Origin of the sequence: Streptomyces sp. NBC_01142 (assembly GCF_026341125.1) — a bacterium.
In the GTDB taxonomy this organism is placed as follows: Bacteria; Actinomycetota; Actinomycetes; order Streptomycetales; family Streptomycetaceae; genus Streptomyces.
Map to the genome: position 1 here is coordinate 3,431,648 of NZ_JAPEOR010000001.1, position 20,264 is coordinate 3,451,911.

The 20,264-nt window shown below is 68.2% G+C and carries 16 protein-coding genes and 2 pseudogenes; 11 read left to right on the forward strand and 7 right to left on the reverse strand.

Features of this window, described 5'->3' with window-relative positions; genetic code table 11:
• Nucleotides 1-154 precede the first annotated feature (154 nt).
• Genes OG883_RS15380 through OG883_RS15390 form a run of 3 tightly spaced genes read left to right on the forward strand, consistent with a single transcriptional unit; the run spans nucleotide 155 to nucleotide 3,051 of the window.
• On the forward strand, nucleotides 155-1,249 hold the full coding sequence (locus tag OG883_RS15380) for an iron ABC transporter permease (protein WP_266540397.1): 1,095 nt from the start codon (nucleotides 155-157) through the stop codon (nucleotides 1,247-1,249).
• A gap of 1 nt (nucleotide 1,250) precedes the next feature.
• On the forward strand, nucleotides 1,251-2,024 hold the full coding sequence (locus OG883_RS15385) for an ABC transporter ATP-binding protein (protein WP_266540399.1): 774 nt from the start codon (nucleotides 1,251-1,253) through the stop codon (nucleotides 2,022-2,024).
• 16 nt (nucleotides 2,025-2,040) lie between these two features.
• Entirely contained in the window at nucleotides 2,041-3,051 is a 1,011-nt protein-coding gene (locus OG883_RS15390) for an ABC transporter substrate-binding protein (RefSeq protein WP_266540401.1), read from the forward strand.
• A gap of 163 nt (nucleotides 3,052-3,214) precedes the next feature.
• Here OG883_RS15390 and OG883_RS15395 read toward each other — a convergent pair whose 3' ends face one another.
• Together OG883_RS15395 and OG883_RS15400 are read right to left on the reverse strand one after the other, a co-directional pair.
• Nucleotides 3,215-3,385: a hypothetical protein gene (locus tag OG883_RS15395; protein ID WP_266540403.1), complete on the reverse strand. Its 171-nt coding sequence runs from the start codon at nucleotides 3,383-3,385 to the stop codon at nucleotides 3,215-3,217.
• Between the two features lie 58 nt (nucleotides 3,386-3,443).
• Nucleotides 3,444-4,409 (reverse strand): endonuclease/exonuclease/phosphatase family protein, encoded by a 966-nt coding sequence (locus OG883_RS15400; protein WP_266540405.1) that lies wholly within the window; start codon nucleotides 4,407-4,409, stop codon nucleotides 3,444-3,446.
• Nucleotides 4,410-5,118: 709 nt separating this feature from the next.
• Between OG883_RS15400 and OG883_RS15405 the strand changes: the two genes are divergently transcribed.
• Both OG883_RS15405 and OG883_RS15410 read left to right on the forward strand, forming a co-directional pair.
• The gene (locus OG883_RS15405) at nucleotides 5,119-6,066 is read left to right on the forward strand and encodes a hypothetical protein (RefSeq protein WP_266540407.1); all 948 of its coding nucleotides are present in this window, start codon (nucleotides 5,119-5,121) and stop codon (nucleotides 6,064-6,066) included.
• Nucleotides 6,067-6,339: 273 nt separating this feature from the next.
• Nucleotides 6,340-6,756 (forward strand): VOC family protein, encoded by a 417-nt coding sequence (locus OG883_RS15410; protein ID WP_266540409.1) that lies wholly within the window; start codon nucleotides 6,340-6,342, stop codon nucleotides 6,754-6,756.
• 254 nt (nucleotides 6,757-7,010) lie between these two features.
• On the opposite strand, the pseudogene OG883_RS15415 reads toward OG883_RS15410, so the two are convergent.
• A pseudogene (locus OG883_RS15415) lies at nucleotides 7,011-7,838 on the reverse strand (alpha/beta fold hydrolase).
• A 379-nt stretch (nucleotides 7,839-8,217) separates the two neighbouring features.
• Here OG883_RS15415 and OG883_RS15420 point away from each other — a divergent pair.
• The 3 genes from OG883_RS15420 to OG883_RS15430 all read left to right on the forward strand — a co-directional run bounded on the left by OG883_RS15420 (nucleotide 8,218) and on the right by OG883_RS15430 (nucleotide 11,315).
• Nucleotides 8,218-9,162, forward strand: coding sequence for a DUF5996 family protein (locus tag OG883_RS15420; protein ID WP_266540411.1), 945 nt, complete (start codon nucleotides 8,218-8,220; stop codon nucleotides 9,160-9,162).
• Nucleotides 9,163-9,367: 205 nt separating this feature from the next.
• Complete coding sequence (locus tag OG883_RS15425; RefSeq protein ID WP_266541566.1) at nucleotides 9,368-10,216, forward strand: DUF1206 domain-containing protein; 849 nt, start codon at nucleotides 9,368-9,370, stop codon at nucleotides 10,214-10,216.
• A gap of 265 nt (nucleotides 10,217-10,481) precedes the next feature.
• Nucleotides 10,482-11,315, forward strand: a complete 834-nt coding sequence (locus OG883_RS15430) for an alpha/beta fold hydrolase (RefSeq protein WP_266540413.1) — start codon at nucleotides 10,482-10,484, stop codon at nucleotides 11,313-11,315.
• A 482-nt stretch (nucleotides 11,316-11,797) separates the two neighbouring features.
• On the opposite strand, the pseudogene OG883_RS15435 reads toward OG883_RS15430, so the two are convergent.
• From OG883_RS15435 to OG883_RS15445, 3 genes and pseudogenes are all read right to left on the reverse strand, one after another.
• A pseudogene (locus OG883_RS15435) lies at nucleotides 11,798-12,245 on the reverse strand (IS5/IS1182 family transposase); the annotation flags it as partial.
• A 311-nt stretch (nucleotides 12,246-12,556) separates the two neighbouring features.
• A complete protein-coding gene (locus OG883_RS15440; protein WP_266540415.1) occupies nucleotides 12,557-14,233 on the reverse strand; it encodes a SulP family inorganic anion transporter in 1,677 nt (558 codons plus the stop codon).
• A gap of 284 nt (nucleotides 14,234-14,517) precedes the next feature.
• Entirely contained in the window at nucleotides 14,518-15,156 is a 639-nt protein-coding gene (locus tag OG883_RS15445; RefSeq protein WP_266540417.1) for a carbonic anhydrase, read from the reverse strand.
• Nucleotides 15,157-15,414: 258 nt separating this feature from the next.
• Between OG883_RS15445 and OG883_RS15450 the strand changes: the two genes are divergently transcribed.
• Both OG883_RS15450 and OG883_RS15455 read left to right on the forward strand, forming a co-directional pair.
• A complete protein-coding gene (locus tag OG883_RS15450) occupies nucleotides 15,415-16,341 on the forward strand; it encodes a response regulator transcription factor (protein WP_266540419.1) in 927 nt (308 codons plus the stop codon).
• Complete coding sequence (locus OG883_RS15455; RefSeq protein WP_266540421.1) at nucleotides 16,338-17,798, forward strand: HAMP domain-containing sensor histidine kinase; 1,461 nt, start codon at nucleotides 16,338-16,340, stop codon at nucleotides 17,796-17,798. The genes OG883_RS15450 and OG883_RS15455 overlap by 4 nt, the downstream gene beginning before the upstream one ends.
• Nucleotides 17,799-17,897: 99 nt before the next feature.
• Here OG883_RS15455 and OG883_RS15460 read toward each other — a convergent pair whose 3' ends face one another.
• Nucleotides 17,898-18,425 (reverse strand): MarR family winged helix-turn-helix transcriptional regulator, encoded by a 528-nt coding sequence (locus tag OG883_RS15460; RefSeq protein WP_266540423.1) that lies wholly within the window; start codon nucleotides 18,423-18,425, stop codon nucleotides 17,898-17,900.
• Between the two features lie 153 nt (nucleotides 18,426-18,578).
• Between OG883_RS15460 and OG883_RS15465 the strand changes: the two genes are divergently transcribed.
• Nucleotides 18,579-20,165 (forward strand): DHA2 family efflux MFS transporter permease subunit, encoded by a 1,587-nt coding sequence (locus OG883_RS15465; protein ID WP_266540424.1) that lies wholly within the window; start codon nucleotides 18,579-18,581, stop codon nucleotides 20,163-20,165.
• Nucleotides 20,166-20,264 lie beyond the last annotated feature (99 nt).

Below are 20,264 nucleotides of genomic sequence, written 5' to 3' on the forward strand. Positions count from 1 at the left end.
GCGCAGCAGACGCGGACGTGCCGTCCGCCCGGGCCGCGGGCGGACGCCGCGCCTTGATCCGAACGCTCCACTTCGACCCGGAAGGCCGACCTCTATGTCCCCGCCCGCGACCTCTGCTCCGTCAGCGAGCACCGGCGCCGATACGTCGGTCGACGTGTCACCCGCCGACGTATCACCCATCGAACCGGCAGAGGTCGTGAAGGACCGGCTTGCCTCCCGCAAGGGCTTGGCCGTGACATGCGTCGTTCTGCTCGTCGTCCTCCTTGCCTCCGCTGTCGTGGCCATCGGTCTGGGATCCGCCGTGATCTCACCGGCTGACACCGCCCGTTACCTGTGGGCAGCTCTCAGCGGCGGGCGCATCGAAGCGGAAGAGGCGACGATGTACCAGATCATCTGGGAGATCCGTACACCGCGGGTGGTGCTGGCGGCGCTCGTTGGGGCCGGGCTGAGTGCGATCGGTGTCGCCATCCAGGCAATGGTGCGCAACGCGCTCGCAGACCCCTTCGTCCTGGGTGTCTCTTCGGGCGCGTCGGTCGGTGCCGTCGGCGTCACGGTCACGGGAGGACTGGCGGCGCTGGGCATCTACGCGGTGTCCGCCGGCGCCTTCATCGGCGCACTGGTGGCGTCGTTCCTGGTGTACGTCGCCTCCTCCAGCCGGGGTGCGCTCTCTCCGCTGCGTCTCGTCCTGACGGGCGTGGCCATGTCCCTCGGGTTCCAGGCGGTGATGAGCGTGATCATCTACTTCGCGCCGGACAGCGAGGCGACCAGCATGGTCCTGTACTGGACGATGGGCAGTTTCGGCGCTGCCACGTGGGGCGCGCTTCCCGTTGTGTCCGTGGCCGTGCTGCTCGGTGTGGCAGTGCTGTACCGGTACGGCAGGGCGCTGGACGTCATGGCGCTCGGTGACGAGACGGCCGCGAGCCTGGGCATCAGTCCCGACCGGCATCGCAAGGGCCTTCTCGTGCTCGTCTCGCTCGTCACCGGGGTCATGGTCGCCGTGAGCGGTGCCATCAGCTTCGTCGGACTGGTCATGCCGCACGTGGTGCGCATGGTGGCCGGTGCCACCCACGCCCGGGTACTGGCCGTCACTCCGCTGGTCGGGGCGATCTTCATGGTGTGGGTCGATCTGGTGTCCCGGACTCTGGTGGCACCGCGCGAGCTGCCCCTCGGCGTCATCACGGCACTCGTGGGCGTCCCTGTGTTCATCACCATGATGCGCCGCAAGGCCTACATGTTCGGAGGCCGCTGAGATGGATCTGAGGCTCGAGGGACTCTCGGTGGTGACCGATGGCAAGAGTCTGGTGCGTGACCTGTCCCTGGCAGTGGACAGCGGCCGGATCGTGGGCCTGGTCGGCCCGAACGGCAGTGGGAAATCCACCGCCCTCAGGTGTGTGTACCGCGCGCTGCGCCCCAGTTCCGGCACCGTCCGGGTGGGCGACGAGGACCTCTCCCGACTGACGATGCGTAGAAGTGCGCAAGTCATCGCGGCCATGACCCAGGACGGTGCCGTCGACCTCGACTTCACGGTCGAAGAGGTCATCGCGCTGGGACGCACGCCCCACCTGCAAGGCAACCAGGTGCTCAGCCGGCGGGAGCGGGACCTGTGTGAGCGGGTCATGGGCCGGCTCGACATCCGGCACCTCGCCCGGCGTGGCGCTCTCACGTTGTCGGGCGGGGAGCGCCAGCGCGTTCTGCTGGCCCGGGCCCTCGTCCAGGAACCGAAGATCCTGGTGCTGGACGAGCCGACCAACCACCTCGACGTGCGCCACCAGATCGAGTTGCTCTCGCTCCTGCGGGGCTCGGGGCTCACCGTCCTCGTCGTACTGCACGATCTCAATCTCGCCGCCGCTGCCTGTGACCGGCTCGGCGTGCTCTCCGGAGGGCGCCTGGTGGCCACCGGCACGCCCGAGGACGTTCTGACCACCCAACTGGTCGACGAGGTATTCGGAGTCAAGGCCAGCATCATTTCCCACCCGCTGACCGGTGACCCGCAGTTGTTGTATTCGCTGAACCCCTCCCTTTGAAAGGCGTCATCACGTCATGTCCATAAATCGATTTCCCGGCTCGGTCCGGCAGCGCACGGCCCTCGGATCCGCACTCGCGGCCACGCTGCTGATCAGCGGCTGCGGCGCCGACGTCGAACCGGACGCCACGGCGTCTGAGAAGGTCACTGTCAAGAGGTGCGGTGAGCCGGTCGAATACACGACACCGAAGCGAGCAGTGGCGTATGAAGGCGGCAGCGCGGACAAGCTCTTCAGCCTGGGCCTGACCGAGCACGTACACGGATATGTGATGCCCCCTGCGAACCCGCCGGTGAGTGAGTCCCCGTGGGCGTCCGAGTACGCCAAGGTGAAGATGCTCAGCGAAGACCTCCTCAACAAGGAACTCGTCGTGGACGCCAAGTCCGACTTCGTTGTAGCGGGCTGGAATTCGGGCTTCAGTGATCAGCGGGGCATCACCCCGGAGATCCTGGACAAGCTCGGCATCCAGAGCTTCATGCACACCGAAAGCTGCTTCAACTACCCCAAGTTCCCTGAGAAGGCAGCCCCGTTCGAGGCCCTGTACACCGACCTTGAGCGGCTCGGCAGGATATTCAAGGCCGAGGACAAGGCGGACGAAGTCGTCGGTGGCCTGAAGAAGCGCGTCGAGGCCGTCACGGCAAAGACCCCCAAGCGTGGTCCGGTGCCGGTCTTCCTCTATGACTCGGGCACGGACCAGCCGTTCACGGCGGGCAGCCAGGTTCCGCCCAACGACATCATCAGGACCGCCGGAGGCAGGAACATCTTCGACGGCCTCGACCAGCGGTGGACTCAGGTGAACTGGGAGGCCGTCACCAAGGCCGAGCCGGAGGTCGTCATCATCCTCGACTACGGCGACCAGCCTGCCAAGAAGAAGATCGACTTCCTCAGGAAGTCACCGCACACGCGGGAACTGCCCGCCGTCAAGAAGAACAATTTCTTCATTCTCGACTACAACGAGGGAATCAGCGGGCCCCGCAACATCGACGGCCTCGAGAAGTTCGCGAAGTACCTGCGTACCCTCGAACGCTGACGTACGGCACCGGCGCCAGGACCGATGTCCGCCCGGAACGGCCCTGGCTGTCGACGCGGGGCCGGCCGGTCGGCAGGCCCTCACGCCTCCGCCCGATGACAGATAGGGAAGGGCCGCAGCCCCCGTGTGCTGCGGCCCTCCGGATCGTGGTCGAGCTGCGGATCTACCAGGTGGGGCCGGAGTGCGGCTCCTCGGCGGATCGGCGCGCCTGCTCCTCCGCCGCCCGGGCCTGGCGCTCGGCCTCCTGCTGGGCCATGTACTCCTGGTGCTCCCGGGCGCGCCTCTCCTGCTCCTGGAAGGCGATCTGAGTGATCTCGTCGTCGCTGAATGCCATGATCATTCTCCTTGTGGTGAACGGTTGTTGTCTCGGTCGTACGGTCGCGAACACGGGGTCAGAAGACCACTCCTGCCCACAGGGGCACATGGTCGGAGTGGCTCGCCGAGGTGGCGTCGCTCCACTTCACCTCCACCCACGGAGAGACGAACAAGTGGTCGATCTTGCCGCCGCTGTTGTGGGTGGACTCACCCATGCGGCACGGCAGCGCGTAGTAGCTGAAAACGGGAGTGATGTCGTTGCCGCACGGGCTGTCCGTCTCCTTGAGCTCGCCCCTGGCGCCGAATCCGTACCCCGAGTGGTAGAACTGATCGGCCGTCGCGGACAGCGGATCGTCGTTCAGGTCTCCGCCCACGAGCTTCGTGTATCCGGCGTACTCCTGCTCCAGAACCCGCCGTGCCTCCACCGCCTCCTCGATGCGCAACTTACGGTCGTTATGCGTCAGATGTACTGAGCAGGCCACCAGCCGACGCGTCGGGGCGGTCACGCACAGCATTTCCCGCTGCTCCTTGCCCAGGTGCTCCGTCTCCCGCCCCCGGCCGGTGTTCTTCGTCAGCTCGTGGCCGCGGTACGTGCTGGTGTCGAAGCCGAGGTCCTTGCGCAGGAGCAGAGAGTTGCCGAAACCGAGCGAATTCATGTGGCCGCACTCGGCGTTCGGCCCGTCGGCACGTTGGAGCACGGGGTCCAGGATGACGTCGTACTGCTGTTCCCTCAGCTTGTTCCAGAGCGCGATGCTCCAGTCCCCGCAGCCCTCCTGGACGGCGACGACGGCGGGCATGCGCTTCCGCACGCTCCGCGCCACGGCTTCGGGTGCCTCGTCGCCCTTCGGGCCGTGTTCGGCGTTGCCGCCCGCCATGTTGAACGTGCCGATCTGGTACTCGGCGGGCGCGGCGGAGCCCGTCAACGGTGTGGGCGGGCCGGCGGTGGCGGTCGCCGTGAGCGCGGTGGCGAGCAGGACCATCGCCCCGCCCAGAGCCAGGGCGGCCTCGCGAAGGCGCGGCCTGAGACGTAAGGAAACCGTCATGGAGATCCTTCCGGTGGTGGAGTGTGCGGGGCAGCGGCCCGACACCTCCCAGGCTGGCAAGCGCAGCGGTTGTCCGGGCGATTCGGCGAGAAACCGCTGGTGAAGTGCGGACAATGAGTTGTCCGCGGACAACCGGCCTGCTGGGATGAACAGTTGTTGCGCGGGGGCGGGACGACGGAACAGGCGGAACGGGACGGAGGCGGCTGCGATGGGCAGGGCGGGCAGACCTCAGGGCGAGCCGAGGGGGCGTAGCGAACAGGCGAACGCGCTGGCACGTTTTGCACTGGAACTCACGCGCGGTGCGACGGTCCGTGAGCTTGCCGAGCGGTACCACATCAGCAAGACGGTCTGGGGGGAGTACCGATCCGGCCAGAAGGTCATCCCCTTGGACTTGCTCGAGCGACTGGTGGATGACCGCACGAGGGACGAGCGAACCCGCCAGTCCTACAAGGAGACCGCCGCGCGCCTGCACCGTGCCGCCGTGGAAGCAGACCCGGGCACCGGACCGGTTCCGTCCGCCGGGGCGAGGACACCGGAGGCAGCCCCGGCCCATGACCCGGCGCCAGTGCCGGTGCCAGTGCCAGTGCCGGATCCGGCCCCGGATCCGGTGGAGGGCAGGGCCCCGGTGAAGGTCCACGTCCCCGTAGAAACCGCGCCTCGGCGGACGGCTGTGCTCCGTCGCTCGCCGCGGCTTTGGGCCGTCGTGGCAGTGGTGGTCACCGTTCTGCTGGCGGTCGCACTGCTCGCGGCGAACCAGGACAGCTCCCCGGGCACAGACGTCTCGGGCGCACCGGGTGCCCCGCCGGGTGCTACGTCCGCCTCCCGAGCCCCTGAAAGCGCCGCGCCGCCGGCCGCCGGCAGTGTGTTCACCATTGGGCCCGGCGGACGCGGTATCTATCAGTGGGACGGACAGGGGGCGGCCTGGACCCGGATCGGTGACACCGCCGAACGGCTCTGGGCCGGGCCCGCAGGCCTGTTCGCCACCGGGACGCGGGACCGGCGCCTCCATGTGTACGGCGGCCGGCCAGGCGTCTGGTACCCCATCGCCGAGCCGGGGCGCGACTTCGCCGTCAGCGGATCGCACGTCTACCGGCTGGCCAAGGACGGCAGTGCCGTCTTCGTGTGGGACGGGGAAGGCACATCGTGGACCCGGATCGGCGGCCCGGCCGCCCGCCTGTACGGGGGAGGGCCCGGACTGTTCGCCACCGACCCGGGGGACGGCCGCATCTTCAAGTACCGGGGCAGGCCCGGTGACTGGGAGTACGCGGGTACGGCGGGCGCGGCCTTCGCACTCACCGACCGGCACTTGTACGGCCTCACTCTCGAGCGCGACGCGGTCAACCGATGGCTGGGCAGCCGGAGGAAGGAGACCGAATACCGCTGGACCCGCGCGGCGGGACCGGCCGGGGCGCTGTACGGAGGCGCGGCCGGACTGTTCTCCACCGACCCGCGGGGCGAGCGCCTACGCCGGTACGACGAGGGCGCCGGCGAATGGCGGGACATCGGCCCTGCGGGTGCGGAGGTCTCTGTCGGCGACCGGGAGGTGTACCGGCTGGCCGCCAACCGCGCGGCGGTGTTCCGATGGGACCGGAACAGCGGGACCTGGCGCCGGATCGGTGGCCCGGCACAGACTCTGACGGCGGCCCTTACCCACTGAACTGGACTGATCGTGTCGGTGCACCTTCGCGTCTCCGGTCGTACGTGAGGCCCGCTGCTGGGCGCGGCCTCACGAGTTCAGCGGTTCGCGGCCCTGGTGGTCACCACGCCGTCGGCCTCGGGCTACGGAGCAGAGCTCGAATGCGCCGGTTGCGCCTGTCGGCGTAGCCCACGTCTCGGTTCACCGCGTCGACGGACACCGGCGCCGGTGTTTGCCCGGCTTCCAGCGGGCCCCTGCCCGGGCCGGCGGCTCGCCATCTGCGAGCATCGGGGAATGACGGCCACCCACCTGGACATCAAGGACCTCATCATCGACTGCGACGACCCGGAGCGACTCGCCTCGTTCTGGTCCCAGCTCCTCGGGAGACCGATCACCGCGAGGACGGGCCCGTATGTCTGGCTCGCACGTGGCGATGGTCCAGGGGTGGGCTTCCAGAAGGTCACCGAGCCAAGAGTCGGTAAGAACCGCATCCACTTCGACGTCGGCTCGCCGGACCCGGCCGCAGAGCAGGAACGGGTCGAGGCGTTGGGCGGCCGGCTGCTCCAGCAGTATGCGGCGGGAGGCTTTCTGGTCATGGCCGACCCCGAGGGGAACGAGTTCTGCATCATCCCTCAGGAGCCGTTCGAGCTCGACGACGACGGGCGAGCGAGCTATCTCAACGACAGCTGCACCTCTCCCCAGTCGGCCTGAGCTTCATCTCCCGGGGTCGGAACGCCACTTGAACGTCGGGGTCGGCGCAGTCCGCCAGTTGCGCATCCGACCGCGACGTCTACGCCCCACTCGGCCGTCGATCCGCTCGCGCAGGAAGTCGGGTGCGTACGCCTCGTCACCCCGCAGGGACCTTCGGCCGAGGCGCGTCAGACGCTTGTCTCAAGCGGCTGACTGGTCGGCTGCTCGGCTGGTGGCCAAGCCGTGGCGGTCGGTCTCTGCCGGAGGATGGCGCGTCAACTGTTGATGAAGGCAAGGAGATCGGTGTTGAAGGCGTCCTTGTGGGAGCCGACCATCGAAAGCCCGTGCGGGGCTCCCGGGTAGATCTTGAGCGTGGCCTGCTGCACGAGTTGCGCCGACTTCTGCGCGGAGGCGCTGATGGGCACGATCTGGTCGTCGTCCCCGTGAACGATGAGGGTGGGGATGTCGAATCCCTTGAGATCTTCGGTGAAGTCGGTTTCGGAAAAGGCCTTGATGCAGTCGAGTGCCGCCTTGAGCCCCACCTGCATGCCCCACAGCCAGAACGAGTCGCGGACTCCCTGGGAGACGGTTGAGCCGGGCCGGTTGGCGCCGTAGAAGCTCTCGCTCAGATCCTTGTAGAACTGCGACCGGTCGGCGGCGACGCCGGCGCGGATGCCGTCGAAGACATCGATCGGCAGCCCTTCCGGATTGGCGTCCGTCTTCAGCATCAGCGGAGGAACAGCGCCGAGGAGGACGGCCTTGGCAACGCGGGCGGTGCCGTGACGGCCGATGTAGCGGGTCACTTCACCCCCGCCGGTGGAGTGGCCGACCAGGATCGCCTCACGTAGGTCCAGGGTCTCGATCAGCTGAGCGAGGTCGTCGGCGTACGTGTCCATGTCGTGGCCGTCCCACGGCTGGCTGGAGCGGCCGTGTCCACGACGGTCGTGGGCGATCGCGCGGAAACCGTTGGCGGCGACCAGTTGGAGCTGGTCGTCCCACGCGTCGGCGTTGAGAGGCCAGCCATGACTGAAGACGACAGGACGGCCGTTCCCTCAGTCTTTGTAGAAGATCTCGGTGCTGTCAGTGGTGGTGACCATGCCCATGACGCTGCCCTTCCTGTTGCTTTCGGCGCTGGTGAGGTGTTCTGCTCAGCTGTGCCGGACGGCGTTCAGTCGGACGACATGCGCCGAGCGTATTGCGGGTGCAGCGGCACGGCATCCTCAGGTCGGAGGGTCGTGACGAGCCTGCCGGTCACCGATTGCGCCGCGGCCTGCCGGTGACGGCTCCGGAGGCGACACCGCTGGTCGCGACGGTGGCGGCGACGCCCTCCTTCCCCCGCCACAGATCATCCGCCCGCTCCGCAGCACTTTAATCGAACACATATATGATAATTGCGGCACGTGCGAGGTGCCGTACGTGTCGAGCGTGGTCATCATGGAATTGCCCGGGCCAAAAGGAGCGCCGGACTGAAAGGGAAACGCGATGGAGCTGTTCCCGCCGTTGCCGCTCGCGGAGTGGCAGGACACCAAAGAAACGCTGCACCGATTCGCGCAAGTCGTCGGGAAGATCCGCCTCGCCGCGAGTGCCCGGCGCAATCACTGGTGGAATGTGCCATTCCATGTCACCGGGCGCGGCATCACGACACGTCCCATGGGCCAGGTCGACGGCAATCCGGTCTTCACGATCGACTTCGATTTCGTCGACCATCAACTGGTCGTCACGACATTGGACGGCAGAGCGATGTCGGTCCCGCTCTTGGGTCAGTCCGTGGCGTCCTTCCACAACAGCGCCTTGGCGGCTCTGGCCGCGCTGGACGTCCGGGTGAACATCGGTAATCCCAGGCCGTTCGACCTGCCCGATGCCGCCCGGCCGTTCGCCGAGGACACCGAGCATGCGACCTACGATCCCGTACAGGCCAACCGTTACTGGCAGGTCCTCAGTCAAGTGGCTCTGGTGCTGGAGGAATTCGCCGCCGGCTTTTCGGGAAAAGCCAGCCCCGTACACCACTTCTGGCACACCTTCGACATCGCCTACAGTCGGTTCTCCGAGCGTCACATGGACCAGCCGCCGCAGGTCGACCCGGTCACCCGGGAGGCCTACTCCCGGGAACTGGTCAGCTTCGGGTTCTGGTTCGGTGACGACGCCTTTGCCGAGCCGGCTTTCTACTCCTATACCGCCCCTGAACCTGCCGCGCTGGCCGGGGAGCCGCTCAGACCCGCGTCGGCCCACTGGGTCACGCGCAACAACAGCCACCTGGCCGTGCTGCCCTACGGCGCGGCCCGCGCCGAGAGTGATCCTCGTGCCGTCGTGCTGGACTTCTACGAGAGCGCTTACGAGGCCGGAGCCGCACGCGCGGGCTGGGACATCGCCGGGTTCGGCTGCCCCGGCGGGATCACGGACCCGCAACTGGCAGTCCCACGCGTCTGATTCGCACCCCGGCGACCTCAACAGAAGCGCCGGTGCAGGTGACGCTGCCAGTTCGCCGGGATGCCCGCAATGGATGCCCGCGAGGAGCGCGCCCTTGGCGACTCGGCCCCACGAGAGGCAGGGGTACGGAGCAGCCGGTTCCCGCCGTGGAAGTCTGTCGGCGGGTGTTCCTGCCGGTGATGGGGGCAACTGGCAAAGTATGGGTATTCAAGCAGCATCACTCCGCAGACGTGGACGCGGCGAGGCCAGGCGTGCGGCGAACAGCTCGGCCGTTGCGGCAGGGGCGCGTGCTGGGTTCGTTGCCCGTGGGGTGATCTATGCACTGGTCGGCGTGCTGGCACTCCGTATCGCCTTCTCCGACAGCGGAGGGCAGCAGGCTGACCGTGGAGGCGCCGTCGCCGAGATTGCCCACAAGCCCTTCGGCAACGTCATGCTGTGGTTGCTTGGCGCAGCCCTGGCAGGGATGGCTCTGTGGCGGCTGTCCGAAGCGTTGTTCGGGCAGGCCGGCCCGGACGGTGGCAAGGCAGGTAAGCGCGCCATGGCGGCCGGGCGTTTCGTCTTCTACGGATTCGTGTCGTTCTCCGTGCTGTCGTACGCGGCGGGCGACGAGAGCAGTGGCAGCGGCAGCGGATCGACCGACAAGCAGTCGGACGATGTGACAGCCAGGGCGCTGGAGTGGCCCGCCGGGGAGTGGATAGTCGGAGTCGCGGGAGTCGCTGTGGTCTGCGGCGGTTTGTGGATTGCCGCGCGCGCCGTCATGCGCAAGTATCGCAAGCATCTGAAGATGTCCGAGATGTCACAGCGGGTACGCCGGGGAGTTGACTTCCTTGGACTGTTCGGCGGTATCGCACGAGGCAGCCTCTTCGCTACCGCGGGCGGGTTCGCCGTGGCGGCGGCCGTGCAGCACGATCCCGGCCTGGCCAAGGGGATGGACGACACCCTGCGTTCTTTCACCGAGACCCCCGCCGGCCCTTGGCTGCTGACACTGATCGCGCTCGGCCTGGTCGCCTTCGGCGTGTTCTCCTGGGCAAACGCCCGTTGGCGCAAGGTCTGAGGGACCAGCTGACGACCGGGCTCCGGCGCCGGTGTACTGACCGTGAAGGGACGTTGCAGCCGTCACCGCCGGCCTGACCTGCCCTGGAGCTCGCGTGCTGAACCGATCAGGCAACTGAGTCGGCTCCTTGAGGAGCAGGAAGCCGGGTTGTCGGGCCCAGGCCCTGAGGTACTCTGCGGCGCCGTACGCGGCCGGCGCCGGCCAGACCGTACCCGGCTTTGATCATCCCTTGGGGCCGGAGGCACACGCGAGAGGAACAGTGCCCGTGAACGAATGGCAGTTGACCAAGACATTCCGCAGCACGTCCGGTGACGTCTGCTGGGACACCCTGGGGCCAGGCGGCCAGGATCCGGTCGTCCTCCTCCACGGCACACCCTTCTCCTCGTATGTCTGGCGCGCCGTCGCCCGCTCACTCGCACGCCATCACCAGGTGTTCGTCTGGGACATGCCCGGTTACGGGGCGTCGGAGAAGTCCGCTGGCCAGGATGTCTCCCTGGCTGCCCAGGGCAGGGTCTTCACCGAGCTCCTGGCGCACTGGGGTCTGAGGGAACCGCTGGTAGTCGCCCACGACTTCGGCGGAGCCGTCTCCTTGCGAGCGCACTTGCTGCATGGCGCCCGCTACCGCGCCCTCGCTTTGGTCGACCCGGTCGCGCTGGCGCCGTGGGGGTCCCCGTTCTTCCGGCTTGTCGGCGAGCACTCCGAGGTCTTCGAGCAGTTGCCGCCCGCGTTGCACCACGCTCTGGTGCGCGAGTACGTAAGTTCGGCCAGCAGTCCCGGCCTGCACCCGGCCGTCCTCGACCGGCTTGTCCGGCCCTGGCTCGGCGATATCGGCCAGGCGGCCTTCTACCGGCAGATCGCCCAGGCCGACCAGCTGTACACGGACGAGGTGCAGGGCCGGTACGGCGAGATCAGTATCCCGACGCTGGTGTGCTGGGGCGAGGACGACACCTGGATTCCCGTGGCGAAAGGACGGGAGCTCGCAGCCCGCATCTCGGGCGCGCAACTTGAACCGATCGCCGGCGCGGGCCACCTCGTCCAGGAAGACGCACCCGCCGAACTCACAGCCGCCCTCATCGCTTTTCTCCAGCTCTCCCGCTAGCTCCCCAGGTGCGGCTGCCGCGCTGACGATCGTGCCTCCGTCTCGCAGGCACCGATGCTTCGCCCTCCTCATGGGGCGGACCGGATCCTACGGCTCCGAGGCAGTCGCGCAGTGACGCAAGGGCCCCGGATCTTCTGTTGCACCCCGGCCGTCGGTGCGGCGCGCGAGTCTGCGGCCGGCAACCGCTGGCGCGGCTTGACCTGCTGTCGACTCCTGCGATCGCGCTGCCGTCGCTCCGCCATGGTTCCGGCTTTTCTCGCGGAGCTAGAAACTGGTAGTAATAGGTAGAAGCTGGATAAATTTCTGTTGAGGAGAGGGTTGAGATGTCATCGAAGCGACGTCGTAAGAAGAGGGCACGTCGTAAGCACGGGGCCAATCACGGCAAGCGGCCTCAGTGCTGAGTCGAGTCCTGGCCACTTTGCGCGTCCCGTAATGATCTCCGGGTGAGTGCGGGAACGGTCCGTCGTGCGGCTGCCGACCTTTCCAGCGAGGGCGAGATTGTGCTGCCGGGCGATACCGGGCATGACGTGGTGGACGCCGTCGCTCCCGGGACGACAGTCGCGAAGGATTCTCCGCTTCTTCATCCGGGCGAAGTCATGCCCGACTCGGGCGCGGACCTGCTTGTGGGATCTGTTGTGAGCCTCCTTCCCGCAGGGCAACTGCTCGCCCGCGCGGCGGCGGTGTGGCGTTACGGGGCCGGGCCTGCGCTGGGACAGCCGCCGTCGGCGATGGTGTTTGCCGACGGCGGCCTTGGCTCCGGATTCCTCCCATGCCTTGCAGTTGTTGCGGTGGTCTGGCAGCGGCTCGCCGACTACGACGGTCAAGCGGGACCGGCGTCGATGACGGCTTGGAGGTTGGTGGATACCGGTAGTTCTCAGACTTCGAGACGCCGAACGGCGGGGCCGGCCGGCGCATCGTCAAGGTCGTGCGCCAACTGACCGCGACCAGGCAGCACGTGATCCTCCAGGGGCGGCTCCCATGGCCGGTCCCGACGTGAGGGCGTGACCCTGAACCGGAACGTGGGCACGGCGTGCAGCTCCTGCGTGACGTCGTCCGCCAAGTGGGCGGACAACCAGGACAACGCGCCTGACGTGCACTGGTTCGCTTCCCTTGGAGGTGTTCTTGAGCAGGCCCGCGTTCACCGTGCGCGCGAACGGCCCTCACTGTCGGCGCAACCCCGGTGTCGCACTCCGAAGGCGCTGCCCGGGCAGGAGGCGGCGCCTTCGCGGTGCGGCGATCGGTCAGCGCATACGCACCCGTCGCCCGTACTCCTCCGTCGGGATTGCCGAAGCCGTCGACGCTGTCGAGTCCGTGTAGTCCGTGTAGTCCACGGGGCCCTCCGCCGGAGTCGGGTCGAGGTAGAACCACTGCGCCGCCGGCCCGGGCACGTGCGTCGGACTGCCGTCCGGTGTCGGCTTCGGCTCGGATGTCGACGGGCCGGGCGGAGTCGGCGCGTTCGGTGTGTTCGGACGCAGCAGTTCCACGCGTACATCCGCCCCTCGGTGCTGTGTCACGAACTCGTCCACCTGGCTGCGACAAGCGTGGTCCCAGTGCGCCACACCCGTCAGATCGAGCCGCATCCTCGGCATCCCGGCAGCGGCGACCGTGTCCAGCGCGTCGATCAGCTTCGGCAGCCGCAGGAAGGTCGCGTTGCCGGTCATGACCAGCTTCGCGGTGTCGCCCTCCACACTGGTGCGGACCGATGTCTGCGACATCCGCAGTGCGGCAAGCACGATGCCCGCGGCGAGGCCCACGAGGACGCCTTCGAGCAGGGCGGTGGCGACGATCGCGACGGTGGTGACGGTCATGACCACGAACTCGCCGCGGTCCTGCCGCCACATCTTCGGGAACTCCTCCGGCGCGAACAACTTCCAGCCGCTGTGCACCAGCACACCCGCCAGTACGGAGATCGGGATGAGGGCGAGCACGCCCGGCAGCAGCAGGGCGAACGCGAGCAGCCACAGGCCGTGCAGCGTGCGGGACAGCCGGGTCCTGGCCCCCGCCTGCACATTGGCCGAACTGCGGGCGACGACCGCGGTCATCGGCAGCGCGCCGAGGAATCCGCAGAGGGTGTTGCCTGCGCCCTGGGCGATCAACTCGGAGTTGTAGCGGGTGCGTTCGCCGGTGTGCATACGGTCCACTGCGGCGGCGGTGAACAGGCTCTCCGCCGAGGCGATGACGGTGAAGGTGACCACGGTGGTCAGTACCGAGCCGCTGGCCAGCGCCGCGAACTGGGTCGGCCCGGGAATCTGTACGGATGCCAGCAGATTGCCGACCTGAAGCGTGGTGACCTGGACCCCCGGCAGTGAGGCCACCGCCATACCGCCCGCCACCGCAACCAGGGCCGCCGGAACCCTCGCTACCGGACCCGGCATCTTCTTCCACACGAAGCTCAGCACGACGGTGGTGATGCCGAGCCCTGCCGCGATTGCCTTCTGCGGATCGCCCAGCGTGCTGGTGACCAACTCGGGGATGCCCAGGATGTTCTCGATGGGCTTGCCGAGGGCCTTGGCGTCGGCCAGCGGGTACGCCTGGCTGAACATCAGCGGCAGCCCGATCCCGGCCAGCATGCCCTGCACCACGGCGATGGAGATCGCCTGGAACATCCGGCCCAGCCGGATCAGCCCGAGCCCGATCTGCAACACCCCGGACGCCAGCACGATTACCCCGAGGGTGGCCAGGCCGTGCTCCAGCACGGCCTCCGCGACCAGCGCCGCCAGCCCTGCAGCGGGGCCGCTCACCTGGAGAGTGCTGCCGCGCGCCATGCCGACCACCAGGCCGCCGACAACCCCGGAGATGATGCCCAGTTCGGGCGGCGCGCCAGAGGCCACGGCCACGCCGATACACAGGGGGAGAGCGACGAGGAAGACGACGAAGGAGGCGGTGATCTCGGTGGCGAGATTCACCTTCTCGGGCATTCCTCCCTTCTTACCGCCCGGCGGCTGCGGTCGTCGTGACGGCCGTGGTGGTTGCGGCGGTGGTGTTCCGTTCGAGGGGGGCACGTTGCCGGACGAGTCGTACGAACCGGCAGCGCCGTACGAGGACGGCTCTGCCCTGTCCGGCGAGGAGGCCGTCGTCTGCGTACGACTCCGTCCGCGTCCGGAGCGCCGGGCGCGGTGCCGACCGCCTCCGGCCTTGCTCTTGCGCCCCTGGGCGCCACCGGATTCCGGGGCGTATCCGTAGGCCTGCTCCTGACCGGGGCTCAGCATGCGTGCACCCGGAAGGCGTCGCCGTCCTCGCCCAGTTCCCAGAGCTCGCCCGTGTCCACCTCGTAGTACCAGCCATGCAGCCGCAGCAGGCCCTCCGCCAGCCGCCGCCGGGCCGCGGGGTACTGCCGCAGTGCAGCCAGCTGTACACGCACGTTGAGCTGCGCCAGCTCTGTTATCCGTGCGCCGTCGCTCTCGGCGGTGGAGTCGGCCGAGCCGGCCGGCTCGCGGTCCAGCACGGGAGCCAGCCCGGGCCTGGCGACCTCCAGCCAGGCCCCTACCCGAGGCAGGCCGGAGAGGTCCTTGCCGGAGGACAGCGCGCCCATGGCGCCGCAGTGCGAGTGCCCGCAGACGACGATGTCACGGACGTCCAGCACCTCCAGTGCGTACTCGACCGTGGCGGCCTCCCCGGACACCAGGTGCGGCCGATACGGCGGCACGATGTTGCCCGCGTTACGTATTTCGAAGATGTCCCCGGGTCGGGCACCCGTGATCAATGCGGGTATGACGCGGGAATCGGAACAGGCGATGAAGAGTGCCTGCGGGAATTGTCCGTCGGCGAGTTTCCGATATGTGTGGCTTTCGAAATCTACCCGGCGCCGGAACGAGCGAGCGCGTGCGAGCAGTGCCTTCATGGTGCCTCCTCAGCGGGTGGTTGTGGCCTGGACCTGGCTCAACACCGTAGGGAGAGCGATGCAAGGCGAAGGTTAGAGCAACGCTAGCGGCGCGTCAGAATTGGGCGTGGGGCTGTGATGTGGCTCCCAATGTCCGGGGACCCGGGTGCCGTTGATTCAATCAATGTACGGTGATCATCCCGGGTGTGAACCATCGGGAATTCGTGCTGCGAGGATTTACTCAGGATTTACTTTGGATTCACGGGAAGACGGAACTCAATGACCCTGCGGGCCTTGCTCATCGAGGACGACGAGACGATCGCCGAACCCCTTGTGGAGGGCCTCGGCCGCTACGGCCTGACGGTGGGTCATGTGTCCACCGGCGCCGCCGGGCTGCAAGGCCCGTACGGCGACATCGTCCTGCTCGATCTGGGACTGCCCGACATGGACGGCATCGACGTCTGCCGTGGCATCCGCCAGGTCTCCGACGTGCCGGTCATCATGCTCACCGCGCGAGGTGCGGAGGCCGACCGGGTGCTGGGCCTGGAGCTGGGCGCCGACGACTACTTGGCGAAACCATTCAGCATCCGGGAGCTGATCGCACGTATCCGGGCCGTGACCCGCCGCTCTGCCGCATGGTCGGGCGCCGCCCCGGTCGCCGCAGCAGGGGAGTCCGCCGGCGGTCCCGGGGCCTTCGCCCGTGCGGCTGTGGCGGCTCCCCTCGCCAGACCACGCGGCCGGGGGTATGGGGCACCGACGTTGCAGGACTCCGCGCCGTCGTCCCTGTCCGCACCCCTGCCCGGCCGGTCGGCAGAACCGTCACACCTGCAGCCCGCGCCGACACTCCCGCCCGAACCCGGACGCGTAGCGCCACGGTCTTCCCCCGATACGGCGGCACTGATCGTCGACCGCCGCACCCGCCAGGTCTGGATCGGGGAGAACCCGATCACGCTCACCCCCAAGGAGTTCGACCTGCTGGCCCTCCTGGCGGAGGACCCCGGGGCTGTCTACTCCCGCCAGGAGATCCTCGACCGAGTCTGGGATCCCCACTTCCACGGCCCCACCAAGACACTTGATGTCCATGTCGCCACCCTGCGGCGCAAGTTGGGCGACCCGGCCTGGATCCGGACCTTGCGCGGGGTGGGTCTGCGCCTCGCCGTACGTCCCCACAGCGACACCGTCCACCCGGAGTCACCGACCCGATGACACGTCGACTGCTGCTCAGTTACCTGACGCTCGCCGCCCTCGTCCTCATCTGCCTGGAGATCCCACTCGGCTACGTCTACACCCGTGCCGAGCGTGAGCGCGCCACCAACGCCGCCACGGAAGAAGCGGAGTTTGTTGCCGACTACGCTGCCCTCTCCCTGACCTACGGCCGCTACGAGGAACTCGCCCAACGGGTCAGCGCCTGCGCGGACCGCATCGGTGGCCGCGTTCTGGTCGTGGACAGCAACGGCGACCTGCTCGCCACCTCCCACTCGCTCGGCCCCGACCAGCAGGCCGGCCTCGCCCGGCGCCCGGAGATCTCTGCCGCGCTCCGCGGCGGTGACGGAGCCAACGTACGTACGTCGACCATCGGTGGCGTCCAGTGGCTCTCCGTCGCCGTTCCGGTACGGCATGGTGCGAGGCTCCACGGCGCCGTACGCCTCACCGTGCCCACCGACGCGATCGCGAAGGACGTCCACCGGGTGTGGCTGGTGCTGGGACTCGGCGGGCTTGCGGTGCTGACCGCCGTCGCCATGGCCGCCTTCGCGCTGGCCCGCTGGATCGGCCGCCCGATCCGTGAACTCGAGCGCGCCGCCCAGACCTTGGGCGGCGGCAGTCTGTCCACCCCGGCCTCCGTCACCACAGGACCGCCCGAAGTGCGCAGCCTGGCCGTGACCTTCAACCGTACGGCTGCCCTGCTGGAGCATCTGCTTGCTTCACAGAGCGCCTTCGCGGGCGAGGCGTCCCACCAGTTGAAGACCCCGCTTGCCGCGCTGCGGCTGCGTCTGGACAACATGGAACCCACCATCCTGCCCCATATGCGCGGCAACCTGGACGCGGCGATGGCCGAGACGGACAGGCTGGCAAGAATGGTGGAAGGTCTCCTCGCGCTCGCCCGGATGGAGGAGACCGCGCTCACCCCCGAACCCGTCGATCTGGACGAGGTGCTGGGCGAGCGTGCCCTCGTCTGGTCCGGGTTGTATGCGCGGCAGGGCGTACTCCTCCTGCTCACCGGCAGACCGGTCGGCGCCGTCCTCGCAGTGCCCGGGGCCGTCGAACAGATTCTGGACAATCTGCTCTCCAACGCCCTGCGGGTCGCTCCCAAGGGGAGCCTGGTGACCCTCTCCCGGCGGCTTTCCGCCACCGGGGCGGAGCTGTACGTCGAAGACCAGGGCCCGGGTATGACTGCCGAACAGCGCGGTCGCGCGTTCGACCGCTTCTGGCGCGCCCCCGACGCCGCCAAAGGCGGCACCGGCCTCGGTCTCGCTCTCGTCCAGCGCCTCACCCTGGCCAGTGGCGGCGAAGCCCTGCTTCTCCCCGCCCCGGGCGGCGGCCTCAAGGCCGTCATCCGTCTCCAGCCTGCGATGTCCCGACGCTCCCCTCGTGGCTTGCCGGGCCTCCCACGCCCCCGCCACCGGCCGGTGGCCGGCGCGTGCACCGGGGCGAAGGAGCACTGACGGAAATCGCTCCCACCTGCCCGACAGGCGGGAGCGCATCCGCTGCATGGTGGCCCGGCCGACCCTCGCCCGTGACCGTCGGCGGCGAGCACTCGCGGGTCAGGCGTCGCCCGGTGAGGGACGGGCGCCTGGGCGGCGCTGTTGGTATTCGTCCGTGAGCAGCGCATCCATGGTCTCGCGGAGATGGCCGATGAAGTCCTCGAACTGCTGTAGCCGTTCGGGGGTGTACCGCGACATTTCCGCGGCCATGCGCGCGGCGTAGGGGCCGAAGAACTCCTCGGCCCGCGGCCTGATGTCGGGGCTGCTGCGCAGTGTCACGATCCTGCCGTCGGTGTGCTCGCGGGTGCGGACGATGTGCCCGGCCAGTTCGAGGCGGTTCAGCAGGATGGTCGTCGCGCCGGACGACAGGGAGATGCGCTCGCTCAGCCGGGCGGGAGACAAGGGAGAGCCCTTGTCCTCGGCGTACAGGATCTCGGTCAGGGCAGCGGCGTCGGTGGAGTGCAGTCCCAGCCAGGTCGCGAAGCGCTGGGTGAACTCGGTGTAGTTGGCGCCGAACGCTCGCAGCCCCTCCATGAGGCGGTCGCGCTGAACCTCAAGGTTGCCGAACTCCGGTGTCTCCATCGGCATGCTCCACCTTCCGATCTGCGCAGACGACGCGCTCCACCACTTCGTTTGACAACCTACCCTGATCAATCTACCTTTGCCGCAAAGGTAGTTACCTTTACGGCAAAGGTATATCAGAGTGGAGTCATCTTGAACGGCAAAGCGGGATCCCCTCCCATGCGCCAGTGGTTAGGCCTCATCGCCGTATCTCTGGGTGTGGCCCTGATCGTCGTGGACATCACCATCGTCAACGTGATCCTCGCCCCGATCATCGAGGACCTCTCGATCGACTCGGTCGAGGCCCAGTGGGTCCAGGAGTCCTACGCGATCGTCTTCGCCGCGCTGCTCCTGCTCACTGGACGCCTGTCCGACCTGTACGGCGCCCGAAGGATCTTCCTCATCGGTCTCGTCGTGTTCGGCGTGACGAGCGTGGTGGCCGCTGTCGCGCCGAACGGTGGCCTGCTGATCCTGGCGCGGTTCCTGCAGGGCATCGGCGGCGCCATGATCCTGCCGACGTCGTTGGCCCTGGTGAACGCGACGTTCACCGGCAAGGCCAGAGGTCAGGCATTCGCGGTCTGGGGATCGACCATCGGCGCCGCCGCGGCCGTCGGCCCGTTGCTGGGCGGCTGGCTCGCGGATTTCTCCTGGCGCTGGGCCTTCGGCATCAACATCCCGCTCGTGGCGGTGATCATCGCAGGTGTTCTGTTCTACCTGCCCGCCTCACCTCGCACTCAGGGGCGTATCGACGGCCTCGGCGGCGTCCTCTCGGCGATCGGGCTCGGCTTTCTGGCATTCGCCATGATCGAAGGACGCACCTACGGCTGGTTGATCACCACCCAGCCGCTGACCATCGGCGGGTTCTCGTGGAGCGGTGGTCCCTCTCCCGTTTTCGCCGCGTTCGTCGTGTCGGCTCTGGTCCTGTTCGCGTTCTGGCGCCGACAGACAGCGCTCGGCCGCAACGACGACGAGCCGCTGATGGATGTGCGGTTGTTCTCCATCTCCTCATTCCGCAACGGCAACGTCGTCACGCTGGTCGTCGGCCTCGGCGAGTTCGGCATCATCGCGGTGATGCCGCTGTGGTTGCAGTTCGCTCTGGACTACAGCGCATTCCAAGCGGGGCTCGCGCTCGTCGCTCTCGCCGTGGGCAGTTTCTGCGCAAGCGGTGCGAGCTTCGCCATGGCCGCTTCGGCGCTGGCCCAGGTGCGGATCGGTCTGCTCCTGGAGGCCGCAGGTCTGGTGATGCTGGGGCTGATCGCCGCCCCCGACAGCGCCTGGTGGTTGATCGCGATCGCGCTGTTCACCTACGGCATCGGCGTCGGGTTCGCTACTGCGCAAGTCACCAACGTCGTCCTCGTGGACGTGCCCGTCGAGAGCTCCGGACAGGGTTCGGGCATCCAGAGCGCGGCACGCGAACTGGGCTCCGCGCTCGGCATCGCTGTACTCACTACGCTGTTCTTCAGCACGCTCACCTCCAGCCTGCGCGACCGCCTCACCAGCACCGGGCTCTCGGATCAGGACGCCGAACAGCTCAGCGGAGTCGTCACAAAGAGCGCGGGATCGGTGATTCCCTCACTCTCGGCCGACCCGCAGACGGCAGCGGTCGCGGACGCTGCGCGCGCGGCAATGACCAGCGGGCTTGAGCTCTCCAGCTACGTCTGCGCCGGGCTGCTGGTGCTGGCGCTCGCGGCCACGCTGTTCATCGCCCCGAGGGGCGCGACGACCGCGGAGCGGGAGCCTTCGCAGCAGGAGCCGAGCCCGCACTAGCCCTCCGTGCGAACCCCGGTGGAGCGCGACCGCTTACGGCGGCCCCTTGCCGATGGCCCAAATCCCTTTCATCCGCGGGTGACTGGGACGTTCACGCCA

Coding starts and splice junctions, on each gene's coding strand:
- OG883_RS15385 (WP_266540399.1), top strand. CDS start 1,251: ATGGATCTGAGGCTCGAGGGACTCTCGGTGGTGACCGATGGCAAGAGT.
- OG883_RS15390 (WP_266540401.1), top strand. CDS start 2,041: ATGTCCATAAATCGATTTCCCGGCTCGGTCCGGCAGCGCACGGCCCTC.
- OG883_RS15395 (WP_266540403.1), bottom strand. CDS start 3,385: ATGGCATTCAGCGACGACGAGATCACTCAGATCGCCTTCCAGGAGCAG.
- OG883_RS15400 (WP_266540405.1), bottom strand. CDS start 4,409: ATGACGGTTTCCTTACGTCTCAGGCCGCGCCTTCGCGAGGCCGCCCTG.
- OG883_RS15410 (WP_266540409.1), top strand. CDS start 6,340: ATGACGGCCACCCACCTGGACATCAAGGACCTCATCATCGACTGCGAC.
- OG883_RS15420 (WP_266540411.1), top strand. CDS start 8,218: ATGGAGCTGTTCCCGCCGTTGCCGCTCGCGGAGTGGCAGGACACCAAA.
- OG883_RS15440 (WP_266540415.1), bottom strand. CDS start 14,233: ATGCCCGAGAAGGTGAATCTCGCCACCGAGATCACCGCCTCCTTCGTC.
- OG883_RS15445 (WP_266540417.1), bottom strand. CDS start 15,156: ATGAAGGCACTGCTCGCACGCGCTCGCTCGTTCCGGCGCCGGGTAGAT.
- OG883_RS15450 (WP_266540419.1), top strand. CDS start 15,415: ATGACCCTGCGGGCCTTGCTCATCGAGGACGACGAGACGATCGCCGAA.
- OG883_RS15455 (WP_266540421.1), top strand. CDS start 16,338: ATGACACGTCGACTGCTGCTCAGTTACCTGACGCTCGCCGCCCTCGTC.
- OG883_RS15460 (WP_266540423.1), bottom strand. CDS start 18,425: ATGCCGATGGAGACACCGGAGTTCGGCAACCTTGAGGTTCAGCGCGAC.
- OG883_RS15465 (WP_266540424.1), top strand. CDS start 18,579: ATGCGCCAGTGGTTAGGCCTCATCGCCGTATCTCTGGGTGTGGCCCTG.